Genomic DNA, 18782 nt, shown 5'->3' with positions numbered 1-18782 from the left:
GATGAAACCTTTTATGTCAGAAGTCCATAAAGCAATTTCAGCACATTCCGCAAAACAGCATCAGCACGTCAAAACATTTGTACAGCTTGATTATGAGCGTGAACAGGCCATTGAAGAAGCCATTGTAAAATGCAGACAGAATAAACCGTTCACGACAGATGCCATCAATGGCATCACCGCAAAAATGAACCAGCTGGCGAAAAAGGGCATCGTGCCGCAAAGACGATTCGTAAGTGAAGAGATGGTGAAAGAATTCGTCAGCAGACAGTAATGGATGAACCTGCCGCGTGTGTCATCAGCGCTTGCTGTACATACTATTCGTATCTTCTCTAAAGGGGGATATGACCATGGGCAGAACAAAACTGGGAAACAGAAATGCTCAGCAGAATAACAATGCCAAAAAGAAAAACGGCTTCGGACAGAAATTTGATTCTTATGCCGGCCGTGAAGCTGAAAAGCTGATAGCAAGCAATAAAAGACACGGTGAGTAACGTGACGGCAGCATCTTCCAAATGGGGGGATGCTGTTTTTTTACCGCCTTCTTTGGTAAAATAGGAACATTGAATAAAAAGGAGTTTCGATATATGAATAATAAATTACTGCTCGTTGACGGCATGGCGCTTTTGTTCCGCTCGTTTTTCGCGACGGCCGTTCATCGCAATTTTATGATAAATGAAAACGGAATTCCCACAAACGGCGTCAACGGTTTTTTAAAGCATCTTATTACGGCGGTTGATACGTTTCAACCCACACATGTCGTCTGCTGCTGGGATATGGGAAGCAAAACGTACCGCAATGACTTGTTTCAAGATTATAAGGCCAACAGAAGCGAACCGCCGCTAGAGCTGATTCCGCAATTTGATCTAGCGAAAGAAGCAGCGCGAGAGCTCGGTTTTTTAAACATCGGCATAAAAGGCTATGAAGCGGATGACTGTATCGGTACGCTTTCTGCCCTATTTTCCGGGGAAGCGGAAATTACGATTGTAACGGGTGATAAAGATCTGCTTCAACTGCTGAATCATCAAGTTCAAGTAGCGCTGCTGCAAAAGGGTATCGGCAATTATAAGGTATATACAGATGAGATATTCAGAGAAGAAACGGGAGTTCCGCCAAAAGCGCTGATTGACATTAAGGCGCTGATGGGAGACACGAGCGATAACTATCCCGGCGTTAAAGGGATCGGGGAAAAAACGGCGTACAAGCTGATCCGTGAATATCAAAACATAGACCGGTTATTAGAAAGCCTCGCTCTCTTGCCGAAGGGCCAGCAAACGAAAATTCAGCAAAGCCTGAAAGAATTGGAGCTGTCAAGGCAGCTTGCTGAAATACATTGCGAGGTGCCGTTAGTCTGTACGCTTGAAGAAGCACTTTTTTCATTGAAGATGGAAGAAGCATCCTTAATGCTCAGACGCCATCAGATAAAAGGAATTGAAAGAATGCTCGAAAAGCTGAACGCCAGAGAGATCAGCTGATCCCTCTAGCGTTTTGTATTGCTTTTTTTTGCGTTGTTTTCAAGGGCTGATTTCGGGTCTTTATGCGCGTTTCCTTCCATATTTCCCTGAGGATTCACGCCCCCGGTCAGCCGGCCTTTATTTTCTTTTCTCATAGCTATTCACCTCATTTGTAGGATGAACAGTGAGACGCAATTTCATTCCGGTTATTTATTCAGCCGAATCGCTTTTTTTGCGAGCTGATCGGCTGTTTGGTTTTGTCTGCCGGGAATCCACTTAATGAAAAACAATGGAAATTCGGCCTTTAAGCGGATGATTTCGTCAACAAACGGCTGGAAAGCCTTGTTTTTAACCGCTTCAAGATCTGCGGCCCGCTCCACGATATCCGAATCCGTCCGGAATGACACGGACTCAAATCCGCGGGCGGCACACAGCTTCATTCCTTCAATTAAAGCGAGAAATTCAGCTTCCTGATTTGAATGGTCGCCGATCGGAATTGAGAAAGATTCTGTTTCCCCGTCATGTTTAATAAAAATACCGATACCGGACGGGCCCGGGTTTCCGGCGCTTGCACCGTCTACATAAATTTCAGCGGGCATCATCCGTCACTCTCCATTCGGTGTCATTCGTTTTGCCGCATACGCATAAGGGACAGAAATGAGTGATACCGCAAATTTAATCAGGTAAGTTGAAATGAAGATGCTGAACCATACTCCCGCGGAATAAACGCCGATAAAGGCCACGGCAGTGAAGATAAATGTATCCAGCAGCTGGCTGAGCGCCGTGCTTCCGCTGTTTCTGAGCCAGAGAAGCCTGTCTGAAGGAAAGATTCTCCGAATGGCTGAATATACATAAACATCTATCGTTTGGCTGAAAATAAAAGCCAAGAGGCTTCCGAGCGCAACACGCGGCAGAAAACCGAAAATCGTCTCAAGGGCAGGCTGTGCGATATCTGACGCAGCCGGTTTATATAAAAGAGCCCCCTGCATGGCGCATGTCAAAGCGAGCAGAGTGGAAAACCCGAGCCAGACGGCTTTGCGCGCTTCCCTGGGACCGTATTTTTCATTCAGCACATCCGTTGCGAAGAAAACGGTGCCGTACATGATATTTCCCAGTGTCGCCGTAAGCCCGAACAGCTCGACTGTTTTGACAACCTGCAAGTTGGCGCACACCGTGGCGAAACCGATCCATACGAATAGGCCCGTTTTGCCAAATCCTTTATAAAACAGAAGAACAATGATAAAATGAATGACCGCAAATAAAATCCATAACACATCGTTAAACAAAACCTGCTGACTTCCTTTCAATTTGAGAATGGTTTGATTATAGCACACGCCCGTCAACTAATGAATGGTAAGGTGATTTCAATGAATCTTAAGCCGTATATCGAAATAGAAGCAAAAGGAACAGGCCCTGTCGCATTTTTTTCCGAAGATTGGCTGACCGTTCCGAAAGCGCGCATGCTTGCAAGAGAAGTCAGCCGCTTTCCTTATATAAAAGACATTTATTTTGAGGATGAAAAAGGCGCGAGCTGGACGCTTAAAGAATTAGAAAAGCTTACTGAAGAGCTTGCGCACGAACCTGACGACATTACAGTGTATTTCGACGGCGGCTTTGACAAAACAAGCGGACGCGCCGGACTCGGAATTGTCGTGTATTATTCTCTCGGCGGCAAGCGGCACCGCATACGGAAAAACAAAAGCTTAACGCTTCAGACGAATAATGAGGCGGAATATGCCGCTTTGTACGAAGCCCTTAAGGAAGTGCAGGAACTTGGCGCAAGCAGAAATTCAATCACGATAAGAGGGGATTCCCTCGTCGTTTTACATCAGCTTGACGGCAGCTGGCCGTGTTATGATGAAACGCAAAACGAATGGCTGGATAAAATTGAAGCGCTGCTCGAATCCTTAAAGCTGACACCGACATATGAAGCCGTAAACCGAAAGGAAAATCAAGAAGCGGATGACCTTGCCAGAAAAATTCTCTCGAACCGGCAGATTGAAAGCCGCATAACATTAGAAGGTAACGGAGATGACTGATATTGGATAAAAAAAGCATTTATAAAGAATTGACAGAGCTTCAGGATGAATATTGCAAAGACTGTTTCGTAAAAAAGCATTTCCGCAAAGAGTTTGGAAAAAATCACGCTCATTCTTTCTGCATCAACCAATGCACAGTGGGGGAGAAGCTGAAAGCCTACGGCAAGGTGCTGACAAATCAATAAAAAATAAAACCGCAGCTTCTGCGGTTTTATTTTTCGAATTCATCAAGCTGATGCTGGCAATCGTCGAGAAGCATTCGCTGCTTTTGCAGAAAATCCTGGTCGAGAGCTTGCAGTTCACTGGATTGTGACATCGTTCTGGCATCCTGAATCGCCTGGTATGCAGATTCCACCAAAGTTGAATTTTGGCCCCGGGTAGCCGCTCCCGTTGTTTTCTGGGCCGTTTCCACCGCTAATTCAAACTGGCGTTTATCCGTCAGTCCGTTTGGGAAAAATTCAGAGTCCATTAAAAAACACCTCCGCAAATAGTTTGGAGATTTTTTTTAGAAATATGCACGGAAAATAGAAAAAAATATAGAAAATAAGCCGATATAACTATTGAACCTGATTAATTAGGGCTTATTTACTATTATTCAGGGTATCTTGGGAGAGAAGGGAAAAACCAGCCGTGAATGATAAAGATTTAAAAACAATCCTTCAGCAGACATTTAAAGAAATATACGGTGATTTGGGAAGTTTAGCGGAAATGGCAAAAAAAGGAATGCCGTCAATGGAGAAACAAATTGAAGAAATTGAGCAGCGCTGCAAGCAGAATCTTGTTGCAATTGAGATTCAGACGGCAATCAAATAGGAGAGGCATACGCCTCTCCTCTATTTGTCATCTGATCAACATGTATTGAGTTTAGAGTTTTACAACATTAGAAGCTTGAGGTCCACGATTACCTTCGACAATTTCAAAAGAAACTTCTTGTCCTTCTTCTAATGATTTGTATCCTTCTCCTTCGATAGCAGTGAAGTGAACAAATACGTCGTCTCCGCCTTCAACTTCGATGAAGCCGAATCCTTTTTCGTTATTGAACCATTTTACTTTACCGTTTTGCATATTGCTTAATTCCTCCTAGTACTGTAGCACCTTCGTGCTAAAAAAAATTTTGTCATCATCCAACCGTACGTATGTAAACGTTGTTAAATGATGGTTCAACTATACACCATATGGGAGCGGACGTCAAGCAGCCGCTCCCTATTTTTTATCTTTATTTTTCCAGTAACAAAGCTTAACCGGAAAAAAACAAAAAGCACACGAATCGTTCGTGTGCTTTTCTTTTACGATAATGCCATATCCGCCTTCCCGGCCATCATTTCAGATTCTTTTATAATGTCCTGCAAAATGACTTCAGAAGAGTTGGGGAGGTGAAGGCTTTTAATATTGTCCTTCATCCGGTTCAGCTTCTCCTCATCCGCAAGAAGGGAGGTGACCGACTCTAAAATTTCTTCGTGGCGGTTGACCACGACAGCCGCACCGCGATCTTCAAAGAAAATGGCGTTTTCTTTTTCCTGCCCGGGAACCGGTTTGTACAAAATAACGGGTACTCCGATCGCCGTCGCTTCCGTCAGTGTGATGCCGCCCGGTTTTGTGATCATGCAGTCCGTAATACGGAACAGCTCGTCAATTCTTTCTACATAGCCCAGAACTTTCAGCCGGTCGGCATTGTCACCTTCCAAGCTGCTGAGGGATTCTTTTAGCGAGCTGTTTTTGCCGCATACCACCACAACCTGCACCTGATCGTCATGAACGAGATTTTCGCACAGTTCTTTTACGTTTTTCAGCACACCATGCGCTCCCGCCATAATAAGAAGAACTTTTTTGTCGGGAGAGAGATTGTATTTTTTATAAATCGGCTCTTTCGGCATTGATTCCTCGAATTGAGGCCTGATGGGAATGCCCGTGATCTTTACGTTGTTCGGGTGAGTGCCGATTTCAATCAGTTTTTCCTTCACGTAATCTGTGGCGACATAATATTTATCAACATTTTCATGAACCCAGATTTTGTGAAGGCAGAAATCGGTCATAACGTTGAACGTCGGGATCACTTTTCCGGTTCTCCGTCTGTATTCCGGTACGACAATCATCGGAAATGTATTGATAATAATGTCCGGCTTATGCTCTTCGACGAGCTGGCCTAAACGTTTATTTCCCATTTTAAAATAAATATTGAATTTGCGTTTATTATAGATTTTGTCAACTCCGTAATAAAACAAACGATAAAACTGTTTTCCGATTGAGAAGCTTTTTAAATAAAGGTATTGAGTAACCTCTGAAACAATCGGATTTGACTCTTGATACAAATTGGAAACCGTCACATCTAAGCCGAGACGCAGACATTGTTCGTAGAGCGTTTTGGCCACTTGAACATGTCCGTTTCCGTAATTTGCAGTCAAAATTAATACTTTTTTATTGGTATTCAAGTAAATTCACCTCAATGTAATCAACAACAAGCAAGCTTCATGCATCGTAAGGAGTTATTGTCTATAGATAAACATAACACAAGTGCATCATTTTATAATAAGCGCGGCAACATATTTAAACTAAATTTAATTGATATGTTCCATTATTTTAAAGTTTTGTTATACGCATACTGAATCAAGAGTATTTTATCATATTTTTGTCACCGTATCACTCAAAACAAAAATTAATCCCATTCATACGGGGTTTCCTGATATACGTAATAATTCAGCCAATTCATAAACAATAACGTTGCATGAGCTTTCCAGCGGTTAACAGGTTCTTTCCCGCCGGGCGCAAAATAGTGCTTAGGAGCTTCTACGTTTGAAAGATTTCTCTCTATGTCTCTCTCATACTCCTGAAGTAGCGTATCGGTATCATATTCCGGATGACCCGTTAAGAAAATCTGTTTTTCGTCTTTTGAAACGATTAAACAGACCCCCGCTTCCTCTGAAACGCTGAGCACATCCAGATCCGAAGCCGATTGCAGCTGCTCCGTATTAATATCTGTATGCCGTGAGTGGGGCACATAGTATAGCTCGTCAAATCCTCTTACCAATCTCTCATGTTTTTTAAGAACGGTATGCTCAAACACACCGAAGATTTTTTTCGGCAGCTCCACTTTCTCAATGCCGTAATGATAGTATAAACCGGCTTGAGCGCCCCAGCAGATATGGAGTGTTGAAGTGACGTTCGTTTTGCTCCATTCCATGATTTCCTTCAATTCTTCCCAGTAAGAAACATCTTCAAACGGCAGGTGCTCAATCGGAGCCCCGGTAATAATCATTCCGTCAAACCGTTTGTGGCGGATGCTGGAAAAATCCGTATAAAATTCATCCAGATGCTGCCTTGCCGTATTTTTTGGAGTATGTGTGCTCGGAATTAAGAACGTAAAGTGAACTTGTAAAGGTGAATTCCCAAGCATCCTGAGGAGCTGGGTTTCCGTTTGGATTTTTTTCGGCATCAGATTTAAAATCACGATCTTCTGCGGCCGGATATCCTGATGAAAAGCCCGGCTTTCATCCATTACAAAGATGTGTTCACTTTCAAGCACCTGCTTAGCGGGCAGGTGATTTGGTATATTAATAGGCAACATGCCACCTCCGTTATTCCCCGTTAATTTTCTTCATTATAGAAATTTTTAAGCCATTTTTCAATCCATCCCGGCGTAATAAACCGTATTTAACGCATAATGACAGGGATAAAAGCGGCAAATGGGCATAAATTCGGAGCGGCTCTTTATTATGACGGGTAAAGAGCCGTTTGGTTCCTCGAAAAAAACGTTTTCCGTTAAGTGGAAGGAAAAAGCGGTTACCGTTTGTTTTGCAGTGTAAAACAGGTAAAATAAATGAAGAATGTAAAAAGGAGGGCCGCAGATGACAATTTACGATATAAACGTACGGACCATAACAGGCGAAGACATGACGCTATCGGCTTACAGAGGCAAGGTGATGATCATTGTGAATACAGCAAGCAAATGCGGGTTCACATCCCAGCTCAAGCAGCTTCAGGAGCTCTATGATACATATCGGGAGGAAGGTCTTGAAATATTAGGATTTCCCTGCAACCAATTCATGAACCAAGAACCTGGAAACGAAGCGGAAATTCAAGAGTTCTGTGTGAAAAACTACGGGGTCACATTCCCGATGTTTGCGAAAGTTGATGTCAATGGAGCAGACGCTCATCCTCTCTTCACATATCTGACGGAACAGGCAAAGGGGATGCTCGGCACAAAAGCGGTCAAATGGAATTTCACTAAGTTTATCGTGGACCGAAACGGTGAAGTCACCGGGCGTTTTTCACCGAACGTCAACCCAAAAGAGCTTGAAGATACGGTGCAGAAGCTTTTGGCCCGATAAGAGGTGATACGGTGAACGAAAAAGAGCAGCTGGAAAGCGTCAGGAATTGGGTCAGAGAAAAGCTTATCAATGAACGAACGGGCCATGACTGGCTTCATATTTCCCGGGTCGCAACACTTTCTGTTTATATGGCAAAAGAAGAAGGCGCCGACTTATTTATCACTGAGACGGCCGCGCTGGTTCATGATCTGATTGACGCCAAGCTCGAAAAAAGCGAAAGGCTGACGGCAGGCGAAGTGACAGAACGGCTGGCTGCTTTCAACATCGCGGATGGCCCCATTCAGGAGATCACGGATATTATCACGAGAATGTCATTCAGACACAGGGAACTGCTGAAAAAGCGGCCGCTTTCATTGGAGGGGAAAGTTGTTCAGGATGCAGACATGCTTGATGCGATCGGCGCAGCGGGCATCGGCAGGGCTTTTATGTTTGCCGGGGCGAAGGGTCATCCGATGTACGGAACTCAAACAAGTGTGCTGGCCCATATAGAGGATAAATTAATCAAGCTTAAAGGCTTAATGAATACAAAAGCGGGGGCCGGTTTAGCAGAGGAGCGGCATCAATTTCTTTTGCAGTTCGCCGCCCGTATCCAAAAAGAGGCCGGCATTTGCAAAAGCTAAGCGGCGCAATAGAACGCTTGTGCCGACTATGTTAGAATAAGTGTCAGATTGCGCATAGGAGGACCAATATGAAGATTAAATCAATAGAACCGACGCCGAGTCCGAACACGATGAAAGTGATTTTGACTGAAGAGCTTCCGGCAGGGAAAAGCAACAATTACAAACCCGATCAGGCAGATGATGCTCCGGCTGTCGTACGTGATATTTTAAACATTGAAGGAGTAAAGGGCGTTTATCACGTTGCCGATTTCCTGGCTGTGGAGAGAAACGCCCGTTTTGACTGGAAGGAAATTCTGCCTCAGGTCCGTTCCGCTTTCGGAATGGAACATACGGAGCAGTCTGAGAGCCGTTCTGAACAGGAATCGTTCGGTGAAGTGAAGGTTTTCGTACAAATGTTCAGCGGAATCCCGATGCAGGTCAAATTGACGGACGGCGAACGTGAAGAGCGCTTCGGCCTTCCGGAACGTTTCCAAGAAGCCATTTTAAAGCTGCGTTCCGAAGCTTCAAATGTCGTATTTGAGCGGGCTTGGAAAGAACAAGGCGTGCGCTTCGGGGATTTTACCGAAATCGGACACGATGTCACAGAAGAGCTTCAGGCCGCCTACAGTGATGAACGGCTCAAACGTTTGACAGAAGCAGCCGCACAGCAAAAGGGTGAGGCCAAACCGGCAGTGCAGCGGAAAGCTTATAAAGTGACACTGGAGATGATTGATGATGAAGACTGGAAACAGCGCTATGCCCATCTTGAGCAAATGGATCCGGGTGAAGACGATTTACCAGTATTGGAAAAGGCGCTGCATGATCCGAAGACTTCGATCAGAAGACAAGCCGTCGTTTATTTGGGAATGATCGAAAAGCCGTCTGTGCTTCCGCTGTTATACAAAGCGCTTGAAGACAAAACGGTGACGGTCAGAAGGACGGCGGGTGACTGTCTGTCGGATCTCGGCGATGCGAGCGCCATCCCGGCCATGATGAAATCGCTCAGTGACTCAAGCAAGCTTGTGCGCTGGCGCGCGGCCATGTTTTTATATGAAGTCGGCGATGAAAGCGCGCTGGAAGCATTAAAAGCGGCGGAAGACGATCCGGAATTCGAAGTCAGCCTGCAAGTCAAAATGGCGATTGAACGGATTGAGCACGGAGAAGAGGCGAAAGGTTCAGTCTGGAAACAGATGACTGAAAGCAGAAAAAAAGAACAGTTATAACAAAAAGGTGCGCCATGCACCTTTTTTATTTGAATTCACTTTTTATAAAAATTATTTAGAATATTGTTGAAAAATGATTCAAAACTCTATATAGTAAGTACAATATTAATTGTTGGAGGGTTTTTATCGAAATACAGAAAGAATAGAAAAGCGAGCCAGGGCAAAGATACTGTAAAATTTGCAGAACGCGCCCTAGAATAAACTGAAAATTTTAAAAATAATGCACAGTCTAAAAACAGTAGGGGGATCACCATGGCAGAATTACGCAGCAACATGATCACACAGGGAATTGACAGAGCGCCGCACCGAAGCCTTCTTCGCGCTGCCGGCGTAAAAGAAGAAGACTTCGGCAAGCCGTTTATCGCGGTCTGCAATTCATACATCGATATCGTTCCCGGGCATGTTCACCTGCAGGAATTTGGAAAAATCGTAAAAGAAGCAATCAGGGAAGCGGGCGGTGTGCCTTTTGAATTTAACACGATCGGAGTAGATGACGGAATCGCGATGGGGCATATCGGCATGAGATATTCGCTGCCGAGCCGCGAAATCATTGCCGATTCAGTTGAAACGGTCGTCTCGGCGCACTGGTTTGACGGAATGGTCTGCATTCCGAACTGCGACAAAATTACGCCGGGAATGCTGATGGCGGCTATGCGGATTAATATTCCGACCATTTTTGTCAGCGGGGGGCCGATGGCAGCCGGCCGTACAAGCGACGGCCGCAAAATTTCGCTTTCTTCAGTATTTGAAGGCGTCGGCGCATATCAAGCCGGGAAAATCGGTGAAAGCGACCTGCAGGAGCTGGAACAGTTCGGCTGCCCGACATGCGGATCTTGTTCGGGCATGTTTACGGCAAACTCCATGAACTGTCTGTCTGAAGCGCTCGGTCTGGCGCTTCCGGGCAACGGAACAATTCTAGCAACTTCACCGGAGAGAAGAGAGTTTGTGAGAAAATCAGCGGCCCAATTGATGGAGACCATCAAAAAAGACATTAAGCCGCGCGATATCGTCACCGAAAAAGCGATTGACAACGCGTTTGCGTTAGACATGGCTCTCGGCGGCTCAACCAACACGGTGCTTCATACGCTTGCGCTTGCCAATGAAGCTGGGGTTGAGTACTCTTTAGAACGCATTAACGAAGTGGCTGAACGAGTGCCTCACTTATCGAAATTGGCGCCGGCCTCGGACGTCTTCATTGAAGATCTGCACGAAGCGGGCGGAGTCTCGGCGGCCCTTAATGAATTGGCGAAAAAAGAAGGGGCGCTTCATCTTGACGCGCTGACTGTAACAGGCCGCACACTCGGAGAAACAATTGCGGGTCATGAAGTAAAGGATTATGACGTGATTCATCCGCTTGACAATCCGTTTACCGAAAAAGGCGGTTTGGCCGTCCTGTTTGGGAATCTGGCTCCGGACGGCGCCATTATCAAAACAGGCGGCGTACAGGACGGGATTACAAGACATGAAGGTCCCGCTGTCGTCTTTGATTCCCAGGATGCCGCGCTTGAAGGCATTATAAACCGCAAAGTAAAAGAAGGAGATGTTGTCATTATCCGTTATGAAGGGCCAAAGGGCGGCCCGGGCATGCCGGAGATGCTTGCTCCGACGTCTCAGATTGTCGGAATGGGGCTTGGCCCGAAAGTGGCGCTTATTACAGACGGCCGTTTTTCAGGAGCGTCCCGGGGCCTTTCAATCGGGCACGTATCGCCTGAAGCGGCTGAAGGCGGCCCGCTCGCATTCGTAGAAAACGGCGACCATGTCATCGTTGACATAGAAAAACGGATTTTGGACGTACAAGTGCCTGAAGAAGAATGGGAAAAACGCAAGGCCGAATGGAAAGGCTTCGAGCCGAAAGTAAAAACAGGATATCTGGCCCGGTATTCCAAACTCGTAACAAGCGCCAATACAGGCGGAATCATGAAAATATAAAACAGAGGCCTGAACAATTGAATTCCGGCCCCCTCTATAGTATCCTTGACTTCATATAAGGATTTTAGAGGGGGCTTTTTTATGTCAATGGCTTATGAAGAATATATGCGCCAGCTGGTCGTGCCGATGCGCCGTGAGCTGACGGGTGCGGGTTTTCAGGAATTAACGACTGCTGAAGAAGTAGAAAGTTTTATGGAACAGGCAGAGGGCACGACATTGGTCGTTGTCAACTCCGTGTGCGGCTGTGCAGCCGGTCTTGCCCGTCCGGCTGCGACTCAGGCTGTTTTACAGCATGAAAAAGCGCCTGATCATACGGTTACCGTATTTGCCGGTCAAGATAAAGACGCAACTGCAAAAATGCGTGAATATTTTACGGGACAGGAACCTTCCTCGCCTTCAATGGCGCTGTTAAAAGGGAAAGAGGTCGTTCATTTTATTCCCCGCCACGAAATTGAAGGGCATGACATGGAGGAAATTATGAAAAATCTGACGGATGCCTTCGATGCGCACTGCTGAAATGCCCGATTTCCGGGCATTTTCTTTTTGGAGAAAAAAATGATCACAACGAGTTACAGACCAAGCGAATATACGATACACACAGCGCAGTCACTCAGTGTCAGGCTGGGTGACACTTACTGCAGCCGCAATAAACAGCCCATTGAAAAAATGCTGGAACGAGCGGCTGGCGATCTTTTAGTCATCGGAAAGGAACGGTTCGAACTTTACACGAAGCAAGGGGAGAAGTTCTTTTTTCACCCGAATACAGCGATGTTCCGTGCAAAGCGGTTTTTGAGAGGGGAAGCCGAGCCGTTGTTAAAAGCAGCCGGATTACGCGAGGGGGATTCCTTTTTAGATTGTACGCTCGGCCTGGCATCTGATGCGATTTTGGCAAGCCTGGCAGTCGGAAAAAGCGGACAAGTTATCGGCCTGGAGAAAAACAAGCTTGTCTCATTGCTTGTAGAAACAGGACTTCAAACGTGGGAAACCGGAATGGAGCAGCTCCAAACCGCCATGAAACGCATTCAGGTCAAACATGCCGACTGCGCCGATTATTTGCGGGAGTTTCCTGATTCATCGGTAGATGTCATTTATTTTGACCCGATGTTTCACGAACCTGTTGAAACGTCAGACGGCATTGCACCGCTCCGCGCGCTGGCAGAAGAGGGTTTTAACGAAGAGTGCATCACGCAAGCCGTCCGGGCGGCGAAAAAATGCGTAGTGCTTAAAGACCATTGGAAAAGCCCGCGGTTTGAACGATACGGCTTCAAGGTGCTGAAAAGAAAGACGGCGCTTTTCCACTTCGGTGTCATCCATGTAAGCTCATGATATCATGGGCTTCTTTTTCGTTAATCAGTGATTTCCATAACGACAAAATAAAGCAGCGTGAGAAGTGATACAGTCGCAAATAAAGCGTTAATCATCTCATCCCCTCCTTTTTCTCCTTCTTATTGTAAGCGGTTTATCCGCTCGGTCACAGTTACCAATTTCCCATATTGCATGATAATACGTTGCCGGACATGACGCCGCGCTTTCATCTATGCTAAAATAAAGGAAAAGAGGACAATAAAACAGAGGGGAACAATCTGTCATGAAATTGTGGATGAAAAAGACCCTTGTGGTTCTGTTTACCATTGTAACGTTCGGACTCGTGTCTCCTCCGGCTGCTTTGATGACAGACAAGCCTTCAGGACAGTCGAGCAGTCTTGAGCAGAATGATTACACCGCTTTTTATGATGAACATGCCCTGCCGGGAGAAGAGAAGGCAGGGCGGGAGCCTGAATTACTGTTTCAATCGTATCAGCAGCAGCTTCTCGGTGATGCTGAAAATCAATCATTTTTAAAATTCGGCAGCAAAATCTCTCCGGTCATTGAAGATGATTACAGAAGTGAAATTCTGCCGAAAATCGAAGATGTGATCACAGGACATTTAGCCAAGTTTCAAGATGATGAAGCGTATCAGGATGTGGTTATTTCCAGTAAACCGTCGGCCGGAAAAACCGAAAAAATTTTTCATGTGTATAACAGGCTGACGGGTGAAGATCTTTTAAGGTTCCACGTCCGCCGGGACCATCCTCCGCAAGACGGCTACTGGTTTAATTTTCATTACCATACCGCTGAAGACGGATTTCAATCACATCATGAGCTCGGCAGCATTTACTGGGACCGCAATACGCCGCCTGACTGGATGAGCGTGTAATAGCGAGAAGAAATAAAAAAATCATTTCTGAGAAATTTTGCAGAAATGATTTTTTATTGTGTTACACTACTAAAAGACTACTTTAAAAGGATGAAAAAAATGAAACAATATAAAGATTTATGCCGTCATGTGTTAGAAAACGGAGAAAAAAAAGGAGACCGTACGGGAACGGGTACGATCAGCACGTTCGGCTACCAAATGCGGTTTAACCTTCAGGAAGGTTTCCCGATGCTTACGACGAAAAAGCTCCATTTTAAATCCATCGCGCATGAGCTGCTTTGGTTTTTAAAAGGAGATACGAATGTCCGCTACCTTCAGGAAAACGGAGTCCGCATCTGGAACGAATGGGCGGATGAAAACGGAGAACTCGGACCGGTTTACGGCTCTCAATGGCGTTCATGGCGCGGAGCGGACGGCGAGACCATTGATCAAATCTCCCGGCTGATTCACGACATCAAGACAAACCCGAATTCCAGACGTTTAATCGTCAGCGCCTGGAATGTCGGCGAAATTGATCATATGGCGCTTCCGCCTTGCCACTGCCTGTTTCAGTTTTATGTCGCGGACGGAAAACTGTCTTGTCAGCTTTATCAGCGCTCAGCGGATGTCTTTCTCGGCGTGCCGTTTAATATTGCGTCTTATGCGCTTTTAACATTGATGATCGCGCATGTGACGGGGCTTGAACCGGGTGAGTTTGTTCATACATTCGGAGACGTCCACATTTACCAAAACCATGTGGAGCAGGTGAATTTGCAGCTGACAAGGGATGTCCGTCCGCTGCCGAAACTGCGGTTTGCGCGAAATGTTGATTCTATTTTTGATTTTACGTTTGAAGACTTTATCATTGAGGATTATGACCCGCATCCGCACATCAAAGGAGCTGTCAGCGTATGATTTCGTTTATTTTTGCGATGGATGAAAACCGGCTGATCGGAAAAGATAACGATCTGCCTTGGCACCTTCCTGATGATCTCGCATATTTCAAAAAAGTGACGACGGGTCACACCATTGTAATGGGGCGGAAAACGTTTGAATCAATCGGACGCCCGCTTCCGAACCGGCGTAACATCGTTGTAACCTCACGGGATGAATCTTTATTCCCGGGCTGTATTACCGCCGACTCGGCTGAGGAAGTGCTCAAGCTGATCCCGGCCGATGAAGAATGCTTTGTGATCGGCGGCGCCCAGCTGTACAGTGCGCTCTTTCCTTATGCGGACAGACTCTACATGACAAAAATTCACCATGTCTTTGAAGGAGACCGTTTTTTTCCGGAATTTAATGAAGCTGAATGGGAATTGACATCCCGCAAACAGGGAGTAAAAGATGAAAAAAACCCTTACGATTATGAGTACCTTGTATACGAGAAAAAGAATTGAGTTTAAGCAGGGGGACAAGAATTGATTCGTTACGGCTGCCTTGTGATGTACGTTGTATTTATGTTCATGAAAAATATTCAGGAATATATCAATCAAAAAGAGCTTGACCCGCGGCTTTCTTTTCAAAAACAGATGAGGCTGGTGTATGAGCGGCCGAAAGCCTTTATGAGAGGCTGCATTGACGTGTCGGGATCGGCAATCGGCATTCATCATGATCAGCCGATACCGGACGGCCCCGTATTGTATGTGCATCCCAGATTGCGCCCGGCTGATCTTCTTCTGCTTGCGGGACATCTTGAAGAGCCGGCTGGTTTTATCGCTGGCGAGAAAGCTTTCCGGATGCCGTTTCTCGGAAATTGGCTGCGGCTGATGGGTGTCATTTGTGACGGAGACAGCCAGGATGCCGTGTTTCAGGAGGCGGAAGTCCGTCTGCAAAAAGGGCAAAGTCTGATTCTGTCCGAAGACGGCAAAATCAATCCGGAGGAACTGGCCCTTCGTTTCGATCTCCCGATTGTGCCTGTCAGCACTTCGGGAACAGACCGCTTGCTGCAGGGCAGATTACTGAAACGGCTGAAACCGGCTGACATTGAATTACATATAAAGCCTGCTTATTATCCGGCCGGTCAGAAACGGCTCCGTGCATAAAAAAAGCACAGTCTCTATACGAGAGGGACTGACCCCATAAGATGAGACAAACAAAAAACACCTTCAAGTTTGAAAACGGATGATTGTTAGCCGAAATTAGACTTGGAGGTGTTTTTTCTATGGGGACAAGAGTGAGTTATCCGGTTGAAGTGAAACAGAAGGCTGTAGAAATGAGATTGGCAGGCGTGCCTATGAAAGAGATCATGCAGGAATTGAATATTAAGAATAAGACACAGGTTCAGACATGGGTTAGATGGCATAAGACTGGGGATACACATCGATTCGAACAGCCTGTCGGAAAGCAATACACTTACGGAAAAGGCCCGGAGTATTCTTCCGAATTAGAGAAACTGCAGGCAGAAAATCGTTATCTGAGACAACAGAATGAAGTTTTAAAAAAGTGCAACGAATTGGAAAGGAAGCTGATAGCGAAACGCCAGTCGAGCTTGTAGAAGCATTGCGCGGCACAATGACCATACAGGATATCTGTATTCATTTAGGTATCTCACGAGCATCTTATTATCGTTGGAAGAAGAATCTGATGAAAGATAACCCTAAATACCATTTAGAAAAACAAATCGGCACGTTGTGCCGAGAACACAAGTTTCGATATGGCTATCGGAAAATCACAGCCATATTAAAAAAGGGAATGCGTGTGAATCATAAAACGGTTCAGCGCATTATGCAGAAGAATCAGTGGCAATGCCGGGTTAAGGTGAAAAAGCGCAAGAAAGATGGGCAGCCATATGCCGTGGCCGAGAATATATTGGATCGAAACTTTCAGTCTGAACGCCCTCTGGAAAAGCTAGTAACGGATATCACATATTTGCCTTATGGGCAGAAACAATTGTATCTTTCCAGTATATTGGATTTATACAATGGAGAAGTGATTGCTTTTACAATTGGCGATAGACAGGACACAGACTTTGTCTTACACACACTTGATCAGCTGCCCGCACTGCCAGAGAACTGCGTGTTACATAGTGACCAAGGTTCTGTTTATACATCTTATGAGTATCAGAAAGCTGTTAAAACAAAAGGCATTACCATGAGCATGTCCCGCAAAGGGACGCCCGCTGATAATGCCTCCATCGAATCGTTTCATTCCTCACTAAAGTCTGAAACGTTCTATCTTAACAGCATTGATCGAACTACGACGACCATCGTAGAACGCACTGCCATAGAATACATTCATTATTATAACAATATTCGTATTCAAACGAAACTAAACAGCCAATCGCCGATACAATATCGGCAATTGGCTGTATGAAGGTGTTTTGATCCCTGTCTCAAAAACAGGGGTCAGTCCCAGAGGCTGTGCTTTTTTATTTCAGATAAAGGGAACTTTGACGCAATAAAATAAAATACAGAAAAACATCGAGGCGCTGCCGCCTAAAACAAAACTGTGCCAAATGGCGTGATGATACGGAACCTTTCTCCAAATATAAAATATTGTGCCGGCTGAATACAATAAGCCGCCGAAAAGAAGAAGGCCGAAACCGGGGCCTGACAGCGAAGCGTACAGCGGTTTAATGGCGACGATGATCAGCCAGCCCATCATTAAATAGACAAGCGTTGAAAAAATGATAAACCGCTTCACGAAAAAGATTTTAAACACGATGCCTCCGATGGCAAGCGACCAAACAATAATTAAAAGGGTCAGACCGAGCGCCCCTTTAAGGGGTCCTAATAAAAATGGCGTATATGTTCCGGCTATTAATACGTATATCGCGGAATGATCCACAATCTCAAGAATGTCTTTCGTTTTTTTATGCTGAATGCTGTGCAAAAGAGTCGAGCTGAGATACAGCAGCAGCATTGAAGCGCCGAAGATTGAAAAGCTGACGATGTCTGTCGGCGAGCCGTATTTCACCGCGAAGATAATGAGAAAAATAAGCGCCGGAATCGACAGCAATACACCGATTCCGTGTGTGACGGCATTTGCGATTTCTTCTTTTATTGTGAACAATCAAATGTCCTCCTTTTTAAAGGATTTGTTTTTGCAGTGACTGCAAAAAGCTCAACCCTTCTAATGTAATTTTTGTTCCTGCGCGTCCTCGGCCTTTTGTCACATAGTTCATCTTTTCTAAGTAATCAAGCCTGTTTCTGACCTGCTGGGGCGATAATGTCATTGTGCTGTTTTCGCTTAATTCGGATATGCTCCGTCTGCTGGCGGGTTCGCCCTTTGTATTTAAGTCTTTAATTGATTCCAAAATAAACAAAAACTCTTCTTTCTCCATCAATGTCAGCCGTTTTTCTTTTTTCTTAGCTGTTTTCGCTTTCTGGCTGTTTTTGATATACGGCGGGACATCATCGGGATAAATCGTGCTGCCGGATGCTGCCGCGGCCATATAGTACGCCGCATTTTGAAGTTCTCTGATGTTGCCGTTAAAGGTGTGCCGCTCAAACAGCGGATAAACGGACGGATCGATATGAACATGCTGCCCCGTGGCTGTCAGCATATGCTGCAGAAGAAGCGGTATATCGCTTTTTCGTTCAGATAAAGCAGGGAGCGGAAGGCATAACACGTGAAGCCTGTAAAATAAATCTTGGCTGAACGTATTTTCCGCGCCGGTATCGCCAAGATCCGCCGTGCTGCTTGCAATGATGCGGGCGGAAAGCCCGGCGTCCAGCTCGGAAAGAAGGCGGGCCTGTACCGAGAGCGGCATGTCTCCGATTTCATATAAGAATAATGTTCCGCGGCGGGCCCTGTTTAATGCGCCTTCAGCGCCGAACAGTTCATACTCGAGCCGCTCTTCGCTTTGGCTGCAGTGAACGGTAATAAATAGTTCGCTGTTTCTGCGGGATTTATGGTGGATCGCTCTGGCCATTTGTTTTTTTCCGGTTCCGACTTCACCTGTTATGAAGACCGGCAAATCAGATAAGGCAAATTGCGAGGCCAATCGTTTCGCTTGTGAAAAGGTGTGATGTTCGCCGGCTAGTTGATAAAAAGAATCAGTTTGTTCAATTACACTCATGAATTGGCTCCTTTTGGTTC

General features: G+C 45.6%; 26 protein-coding genes and 1 pseudogene. 17 read left to right on the top strand and 10 right to left on the bottom strand.

Annotated elements, in window-relative coordinates; translation table 11 throughout:
* The first annotated feature begins 13 nt into the window (after positions 1 to 13).
* The 3 genes from GNE05_RS10660 to GNE05_RS10650 all read left to right on the top strand — a co-directional run bounded on the left by GNE05_RS10660 (position 14) and on the right by GNE05_RS10650 (position 1472).
* Positions 14 to 271, top strand: coding sequence for a YpbS family protein (locus GNE05_RS10660; RefSeq protein ID WP_012117818.1), 258 nt, complete (start codon positions 14 to 16; stop codon positions 269 to 271).
* A gap of 76 nt (positions 272 to 347) precedes the next feature.
* Positions 348 to 491 carry a hypothetical protein gene (locus tag GNE05_RS10655; RefSeq protein WP_014418168.1) on the top strand — a complete coding sequence of 48 codons (144 nt, stop codon included), beginning with the start codon at positions 348 to 350 and terminating at the stop codon, positions 489 to 491.
* Positions 492 to 584: 93 nt separating this feature from the next.
* Positions 585 to 1472: a 5'-3' exonuclease gene (locus tag GNE05_RS10650; protein ID WP_021494215.1), complete on the top strand. Its 888-nt coding sequence runs from the start codon at positions 585 to 587 to the stop codon at positions 1470 to 1472.
* A 5-nt stretch (positions 1473 to 1477) separates the two neighbouring features.
* On the opposite strand, the gene sspL is transcribed toward GNE05_RS10650, so the two are convergent.
* From sspL to GNE05_RS10635, 3 genes are read right to left on the bottom strand one after another with little or no spacing between them, the layout of a single operon-like run.
* A complete protein-coding gene (sspL, locus tag GNE05_RS10645) occupies positions 1478 to 1606 on the bottom strand; it encodes a small, acid-soluble spore protein L (protein WP_003153575.1) in 129 nt (42 codons plus the stop codon).
* A 51-nt stretch (positions 1607 to 1657) separates the two neighbouring features.
* Positions 1658 to 2050 carry a reverse transcriptase-like protein gene (locus GNE05_RS10640; RefSeq protein WP_015240064.1) on the bottom strand — a complete coding sequence of 131 codons (393 nt, stop codon included), beginning with the start codon at positions 2048 to 2050 and terminating at the stop codon, positions 1658 to 1660.
* A gap of 6 nt (positions 2051 to 2056) precedes the next feature.
* Complete coding sequence (locus GNE05_RS10635; RefSeq protein WP_012117815.1) at positions 2057 to 2737, bottom strand: queuosine precursor transporter; 681 nt, start codon at positions 2735 to 2737, stop codon at positions 2057 to 2059.
* 81 nt (positions 2738 to 2818) lie between these two features.
* Between GNE05_RS10635 and GNE05_RS10630 the strand changes: the two genes are divergently transcribed.
* Together GNE05_RS10630 and GNE05_RS10625 are read left to right on the top strand one after the other, a co-directional pair.
* Complete coding sequence (locus tag GNE05_RS10630) at positions 2819 to 3490, top strand: ribonuclease H family protein (protein ID WP_080130255.1); 672 nt, start codon at positions 2819 to 2821, stop codon at positions 3488 to 3490.
* 2 nt (positions 3491 to 3492) lie between these two features.
* Positions 3493 to 3675, top strand: a complete 183-nt coding sequence (locus tag GNE05_RS10625) for a zinc-finger domain-containing protein (RefSeq protein ID WP_060562811.1) — start codon at positions 3493 to 3495, stop codon at positions 3673 to 3675.
* A gap of 26 nt (positions 3676 to 3701) precedes the next feature.
* Here the strand turns inward: GNE05_RS10625 and GNE05_RS10620 are convergent, their stop codons facing one another.
* Positions 3702 to 3959 carry a DUF2564 family protein gene (locus GNE05_RS10620; RefSeq protein ID WP_160182739.1) on the bottom strand — a complete coding sequence of 86 codons (258 nt, stop codon included), beginning with the start codon at positions 3957 to 3959 and terminating at the stop codon, positions 3702 to 3704.
* Between the two features lie 161 nt (positions 3960 to 4120).
* On the opposite strand from GNE05_RS10620, the gene GNE05_RS10615 reads away from it, so the two are divergent.
* A complete protein-coding gene (locus tag GNE05_RS10615; RefSeq protein ID WP_012117812.1) occupies positions 4121 to 4303 on the top strand; it encodes a hypothetical protein in 183 nt (60 codons plus the stop codon).
* Positions 4304 to 4354: 51 nt separating this feature from the next.
* Here the strand turns inward: GNE05_RS10615 and cspD are convergent, their stop codons facing one another.
* The 4 genes and pseudogenes from cspD to metA all read right to left on the bottom strand — a co-directional run bounded on the left by cspD (position 4355) and on the right by metA (position 7049).
* Positions 4355 to 4555, bottom strand: a complete 201-nt coding sequence (gene cspD, locus GNE05_RS10610; RefSeq protein ID WP_003153604.1) for a cold-shock protein CspD — start codon at positions 4553 to 4555, stop codon at positions 4355 to 4357.
* Between the two features lie 15 nt (positions 4556 to 4570).
* Positions 4571 to 4682, bottom strand: a pseudogene (locus GNE05_RS10605) (hypothetical protein); the annotation flags it as partial.
* Positions 4683 to 4776: 94 nt separating this feature from the next.
* Positions 4777 to 5919, bottom strand: a complete 1143-nt coding sequence (locus GNE05_RS10600) for a diglucosyl diacylglycerol synthase (protein WP_007409520.1) — start codon at positions 5917 to 5919, stop codon at positions 4777 to 4779.
* A 224-nt stretch (positions 5920 to 6143) separates the two neighbouring features.
* Positions 6144 to 7049, bottom strand: a complete 906-nt coding sequence (gene metA / locus GNE05_RS10595) for a homoserine O-acetyltransferase MetA (protein WP_003153608.1) — start codon at positions 7047 to 7049, stop codon at positions 6144 to 6146.
* Positions 7050 to 7332: 283 nt separating this feature from the next.
* On the opposite strand from metA, the gene GNE05_RS10590 reads away from it, so the two are divergent.
* The 11 genes from GNE05_RS10590 to GNE05_RS10540 all read left to right on the top strand — a co-directional run bounded on the left by GNE05_RS10590 (position 7333) and on the right by GNE05_RS10540 (position 17054).
* The gene (locus GNE05_RS10590; protein ID WP_014418163.1) at positions 7333 to 7815 is read left to right on the top strand and encodes a glutathione peroxidase; all 483 of its coding nucleotides are present in this window, start codon (positions 7333 to 7335) and stop codon (positions 7813 to 7815) included.
* Between the two features lie 11 nt (positions 7816 to 7826).
* Positions 7827 to 8435, top strand: coding sequence for an HD domain-containing protein (locus GNE05_RS10585; RefSeq protein ID WP_160182738.1), 609 nt, complete (start codon positions 7827 to 7829; stop codon positions 8433 to 8435).
* Between the two features lie 68 nt (positions 8436 to 8503).
* Positions 8504 to 9637: a conserved virulence factor C family protein gene (locus tag GNE05_RS10580; protein WP_160182737.1), complete on the top strand. Its 1134-nt coding sequence runs from the start codon at positions 8504 to 8506 to the stop codon at positions 9635 to 9637.
* A 252-nt stretch (positions 9638 to 9889) separates the two neighbouring features.
* Positions 9890 to 11566 (top strand): dihydroxy-acid dehydratase, encoded by a 1677-nt coding sequence (gene ilvD, locus GNE05_RS10575; protein WP_007409524.1) that lies wholly within the window; start codon positions 9890 to 9892, stop codon positions 11564 to 11566.
* Positions 11567 to 11647: 81 nt separating this feature from the next.
* Positions 11648 to 12082 carry a BrxA/BrxB family bacilliredoxin gene (locus GNE05_RS10570; protein ID WP_003153619.1) on the top strand — a complete coding sequence of 145 codons (435 nt, stop codon included), beginning with the start codon at positions 11648 to 11650 and terminating at the stop codon, positions 12080 to 12082.
* Positions 12083 to 12121: 39 nt separating this feature from the next.
* Complete coding sequence (locus GNE05_RS10565; protein ID WP_061862302.1) at positions 12122 to 12892, top strand: class I SAM-dependent methyltransferase; 771 nt, start codon at positions 12122 to 12124, stop codon at positions 12890 to 12892.
* 262 nt (positions 12893 to 13154) lie between these two features.
* Positions 13155 to 13763: a YpjP family protein gene (locus tag GNE05_RS10560; protein ID WP_007409526.1), complete on the top strand. Its 609-nt coding sequence runs from the start codon at positions 13155 to 13157 to the stop codon at positions 13761 to 13763.
* 99 nt (positions 13764 to 13862) lie between these two features.
* Positions 13863 to 14657, top strand: coding sequence for a thymidylate synthase (locus GNE05_RS10555; protein ID WP_025284896.1), 795 nt, complete (start codon positions 13863 to 13865; stop codon positions 14655 to 14657).
* The gene (locus tag GNE05_RS10550; protein WP_007409527.1) at positions 14654 to 15139 is read left to right on the top strand and encodes a dihydrofolate reductase; all 486 of its coding nucleotides are present in this window, start codon (positions 14654 to 14656) and stop codon (positions 15137 to 15139) included. The genes GNE05_RS10555 and GNE05_RS10550 overlap by 4 nt, the downstream gene beginning before the upstream one ends.
* Positions 15140 to 15160: 21 nt before the next feature.
* Positions 15161 to 15784, top strand: a complete 624-nt coding sequence (locus GNE05_RS10545) for a lysophospholipid acyltransferase family protein (RefSeq protein WP_029973667.1) — start codon at positions 15161 to 15163, stop codon at positions 15782 to 15784.
* A gap of 119 nt (positions 15785 to 15903) precedes the next feature.
* Positions 15904 to 17054 (top strand): IS3 family transposase gene (locus GNE05_RS10540; RefSeq protein ID WP_099721935.1). Its coding sequence is split into 2 segments (ribosomal slippage): positions 15904 to 16177 and positions 16177 to 17054, totalling 1152 coding nucleotides; the frame shifts between segments, so codons are not numbered across the junction.
* A gap of 60 nt (positions 17055 to 17114) precedes the next feature.
* Here the strand turns inward: GNE05_RS10540 and trhA are convergent.
* On the bottom strand, positions 17115 to 17753 hold the full coding sequence (gene trhA, locus GNE05_RS10535; protein ID WP_007409529.1) for a PAQR family membrane homeostasis protein TrhA: 639 nt from the start codon (positions 17751 to 17753) through the stop codon (positions 17115 to 17117).
* Positions 17754 to 17769: 16 nt separating this feature from the next.
* On the bottom strand, positions 17770 to 18762 hold the full coding sequence (locus GNE05_RS10530; RefSeq protein WP_022553179.1) for a sigma 54-interacting transcriptional regulator: 993 nt from the start codon (positions 18760 to 18762) through the stop codon (positions 17770 to 17772).
* Positions 18763 to 18782: the final 20 nt, after the last annotated feature.

Origin of the sequence: Bacillus sp. AM1(2019) (assembly GCF_009906915.1) — a bacterium.
Lineage (GTDB): Bacteria > Bacillota > Bacilli > Bacillales > Bacillaceae > Bacillus > Bacillus velezensis.
Note: the sequence above shows the minus strand (reverse complement) of the source record. Positions and strands in the feature narration are given on the sequence as shown.

What these genes read in the sequence shown, in the direction of transcription:
- GNE05_RS10530 (WP_022553179.1), bottom strand. Translation starts at nt 18,762, where the DNA reads ATGAGTGTAATTGAACAAACTGATTCTTTTTATCAACTAGCCGGCGAA.
- GNE05_RS10555 (WP_025284896.1), top strand. Translation starts at nt 13,863, where the DNA reads ATGAAACAATATAAAGATTTATGCCGTCATGTGTTAGAAAACGGAGAA.
- sspL (WP_003153575.1), bottom strand. Translation starts at nt 1,606, where the DNA reads ATGAGAAAAGAAAATAAAGGCCGGCTGACCGGGGGCGTGAATCCTCAG.
- GNE05_RS10560 (WP_007409526.1), top strand. Translation starts at nt 13,155, where the DNA reads ATGAAATTGTGGATGAAAAAGACCCTTGTGGTTCTGTTTACCATTGTA.
- cspD (WP_003153604.1), bottom strand. Translation starts at nt 4,555, where the DNA reads ATGCAAAACGGTAAAGTAAAATGGTTCAATAACGAAAAAGGATTCGGC.
- ilvD (WP_007409524.1), top strand. Translation starts at nt 9,890, where the DNA reads ATGGCAGAATTACGCAGCAACATGATCACACAGGGAATTGACAGAGCG.
- GNE05_RS10660 (WP_012117818.1), top strand. Translation starts at nt 14, where the DNA reads ATGTCAGAAGTCCATAAAGCAATTTCAGCACATTCCGCAAAACAGCAT.
- GNE05_RS10620 (WP_160182739.1), bottom strand. Translation starts at nt 3,959, where the DNA reads ATGGACTCTGAATTTTTCCCAAACGGACTGACGGATAAACGCCAGTTT.
- GNE05_RS10570 (WP_003153619.1), top strand. Translation starts at nt 11,648, where the DNA reads ATGTCAATGGCTTATGAAGAATATATGCGCCAGCTGGTCGTGCCGATG.
- GNE05_RS10590 (WP_014418163.1), top strand. Translation starts at nt 7,333, where the DNA reads ATGACAATTTACGATATAAACGTACGGACCATAACAGGCGAAGACATG.
- GNE05_RS10630 (WP_080130255.1), top strand. Translation starts at nt 2,819, where the DNA reads ATGAATCTTAAGCCGTATATCGAAATAGAAGCAAAAGGAACAGGCCCT.
- GNE05_RS10550 (WP_007409527.1), top strand. Translation starts at nt 14,654, where the DNA reads ATGATTTCGTTTATTTTTGCGATGGATGAAAACCGGCTGATCGGAAAA.
- GNE05_RS10640 (WP_015240064.1), bottom strand. Translation starts at nt 2,050, where the DNA reads ATGCCCGCTGAAATTTATGTAGACGGTGCAAGCGCCGGAAACCCGGGC.
- GNE05_RS10580 (WP_160182737.1), top strand. Translation starts at nt 8,504, where the DNA reads ATGAAGATTAAATCAATAGAACCGACGCCGAGTCCGAACACGATGAAA.
- GNE05_RS10655 (WP_014418168.1), top strand. Translation starts at nt 348, where the DNA reads ATGGGCAGAACAAAACTGGGAAACAGAAATGCTCAGCAGAATAACAAT.
- GNE05_RS10565 (WP_061862302.1), top strand. Translation starts at nt 12,122, where the DNA reads ATGATCACAACGAGTTACAGACCAAGCGAATATACGATACACACAGCG.
- GNE05_RS10650 (WP_021494215.1), top strand. Translation starts at nt 585, where the DNA reads ATGAATAATAAATTACTGCTCGTTGACGGCATGGCGCTTTTGTTCCGC.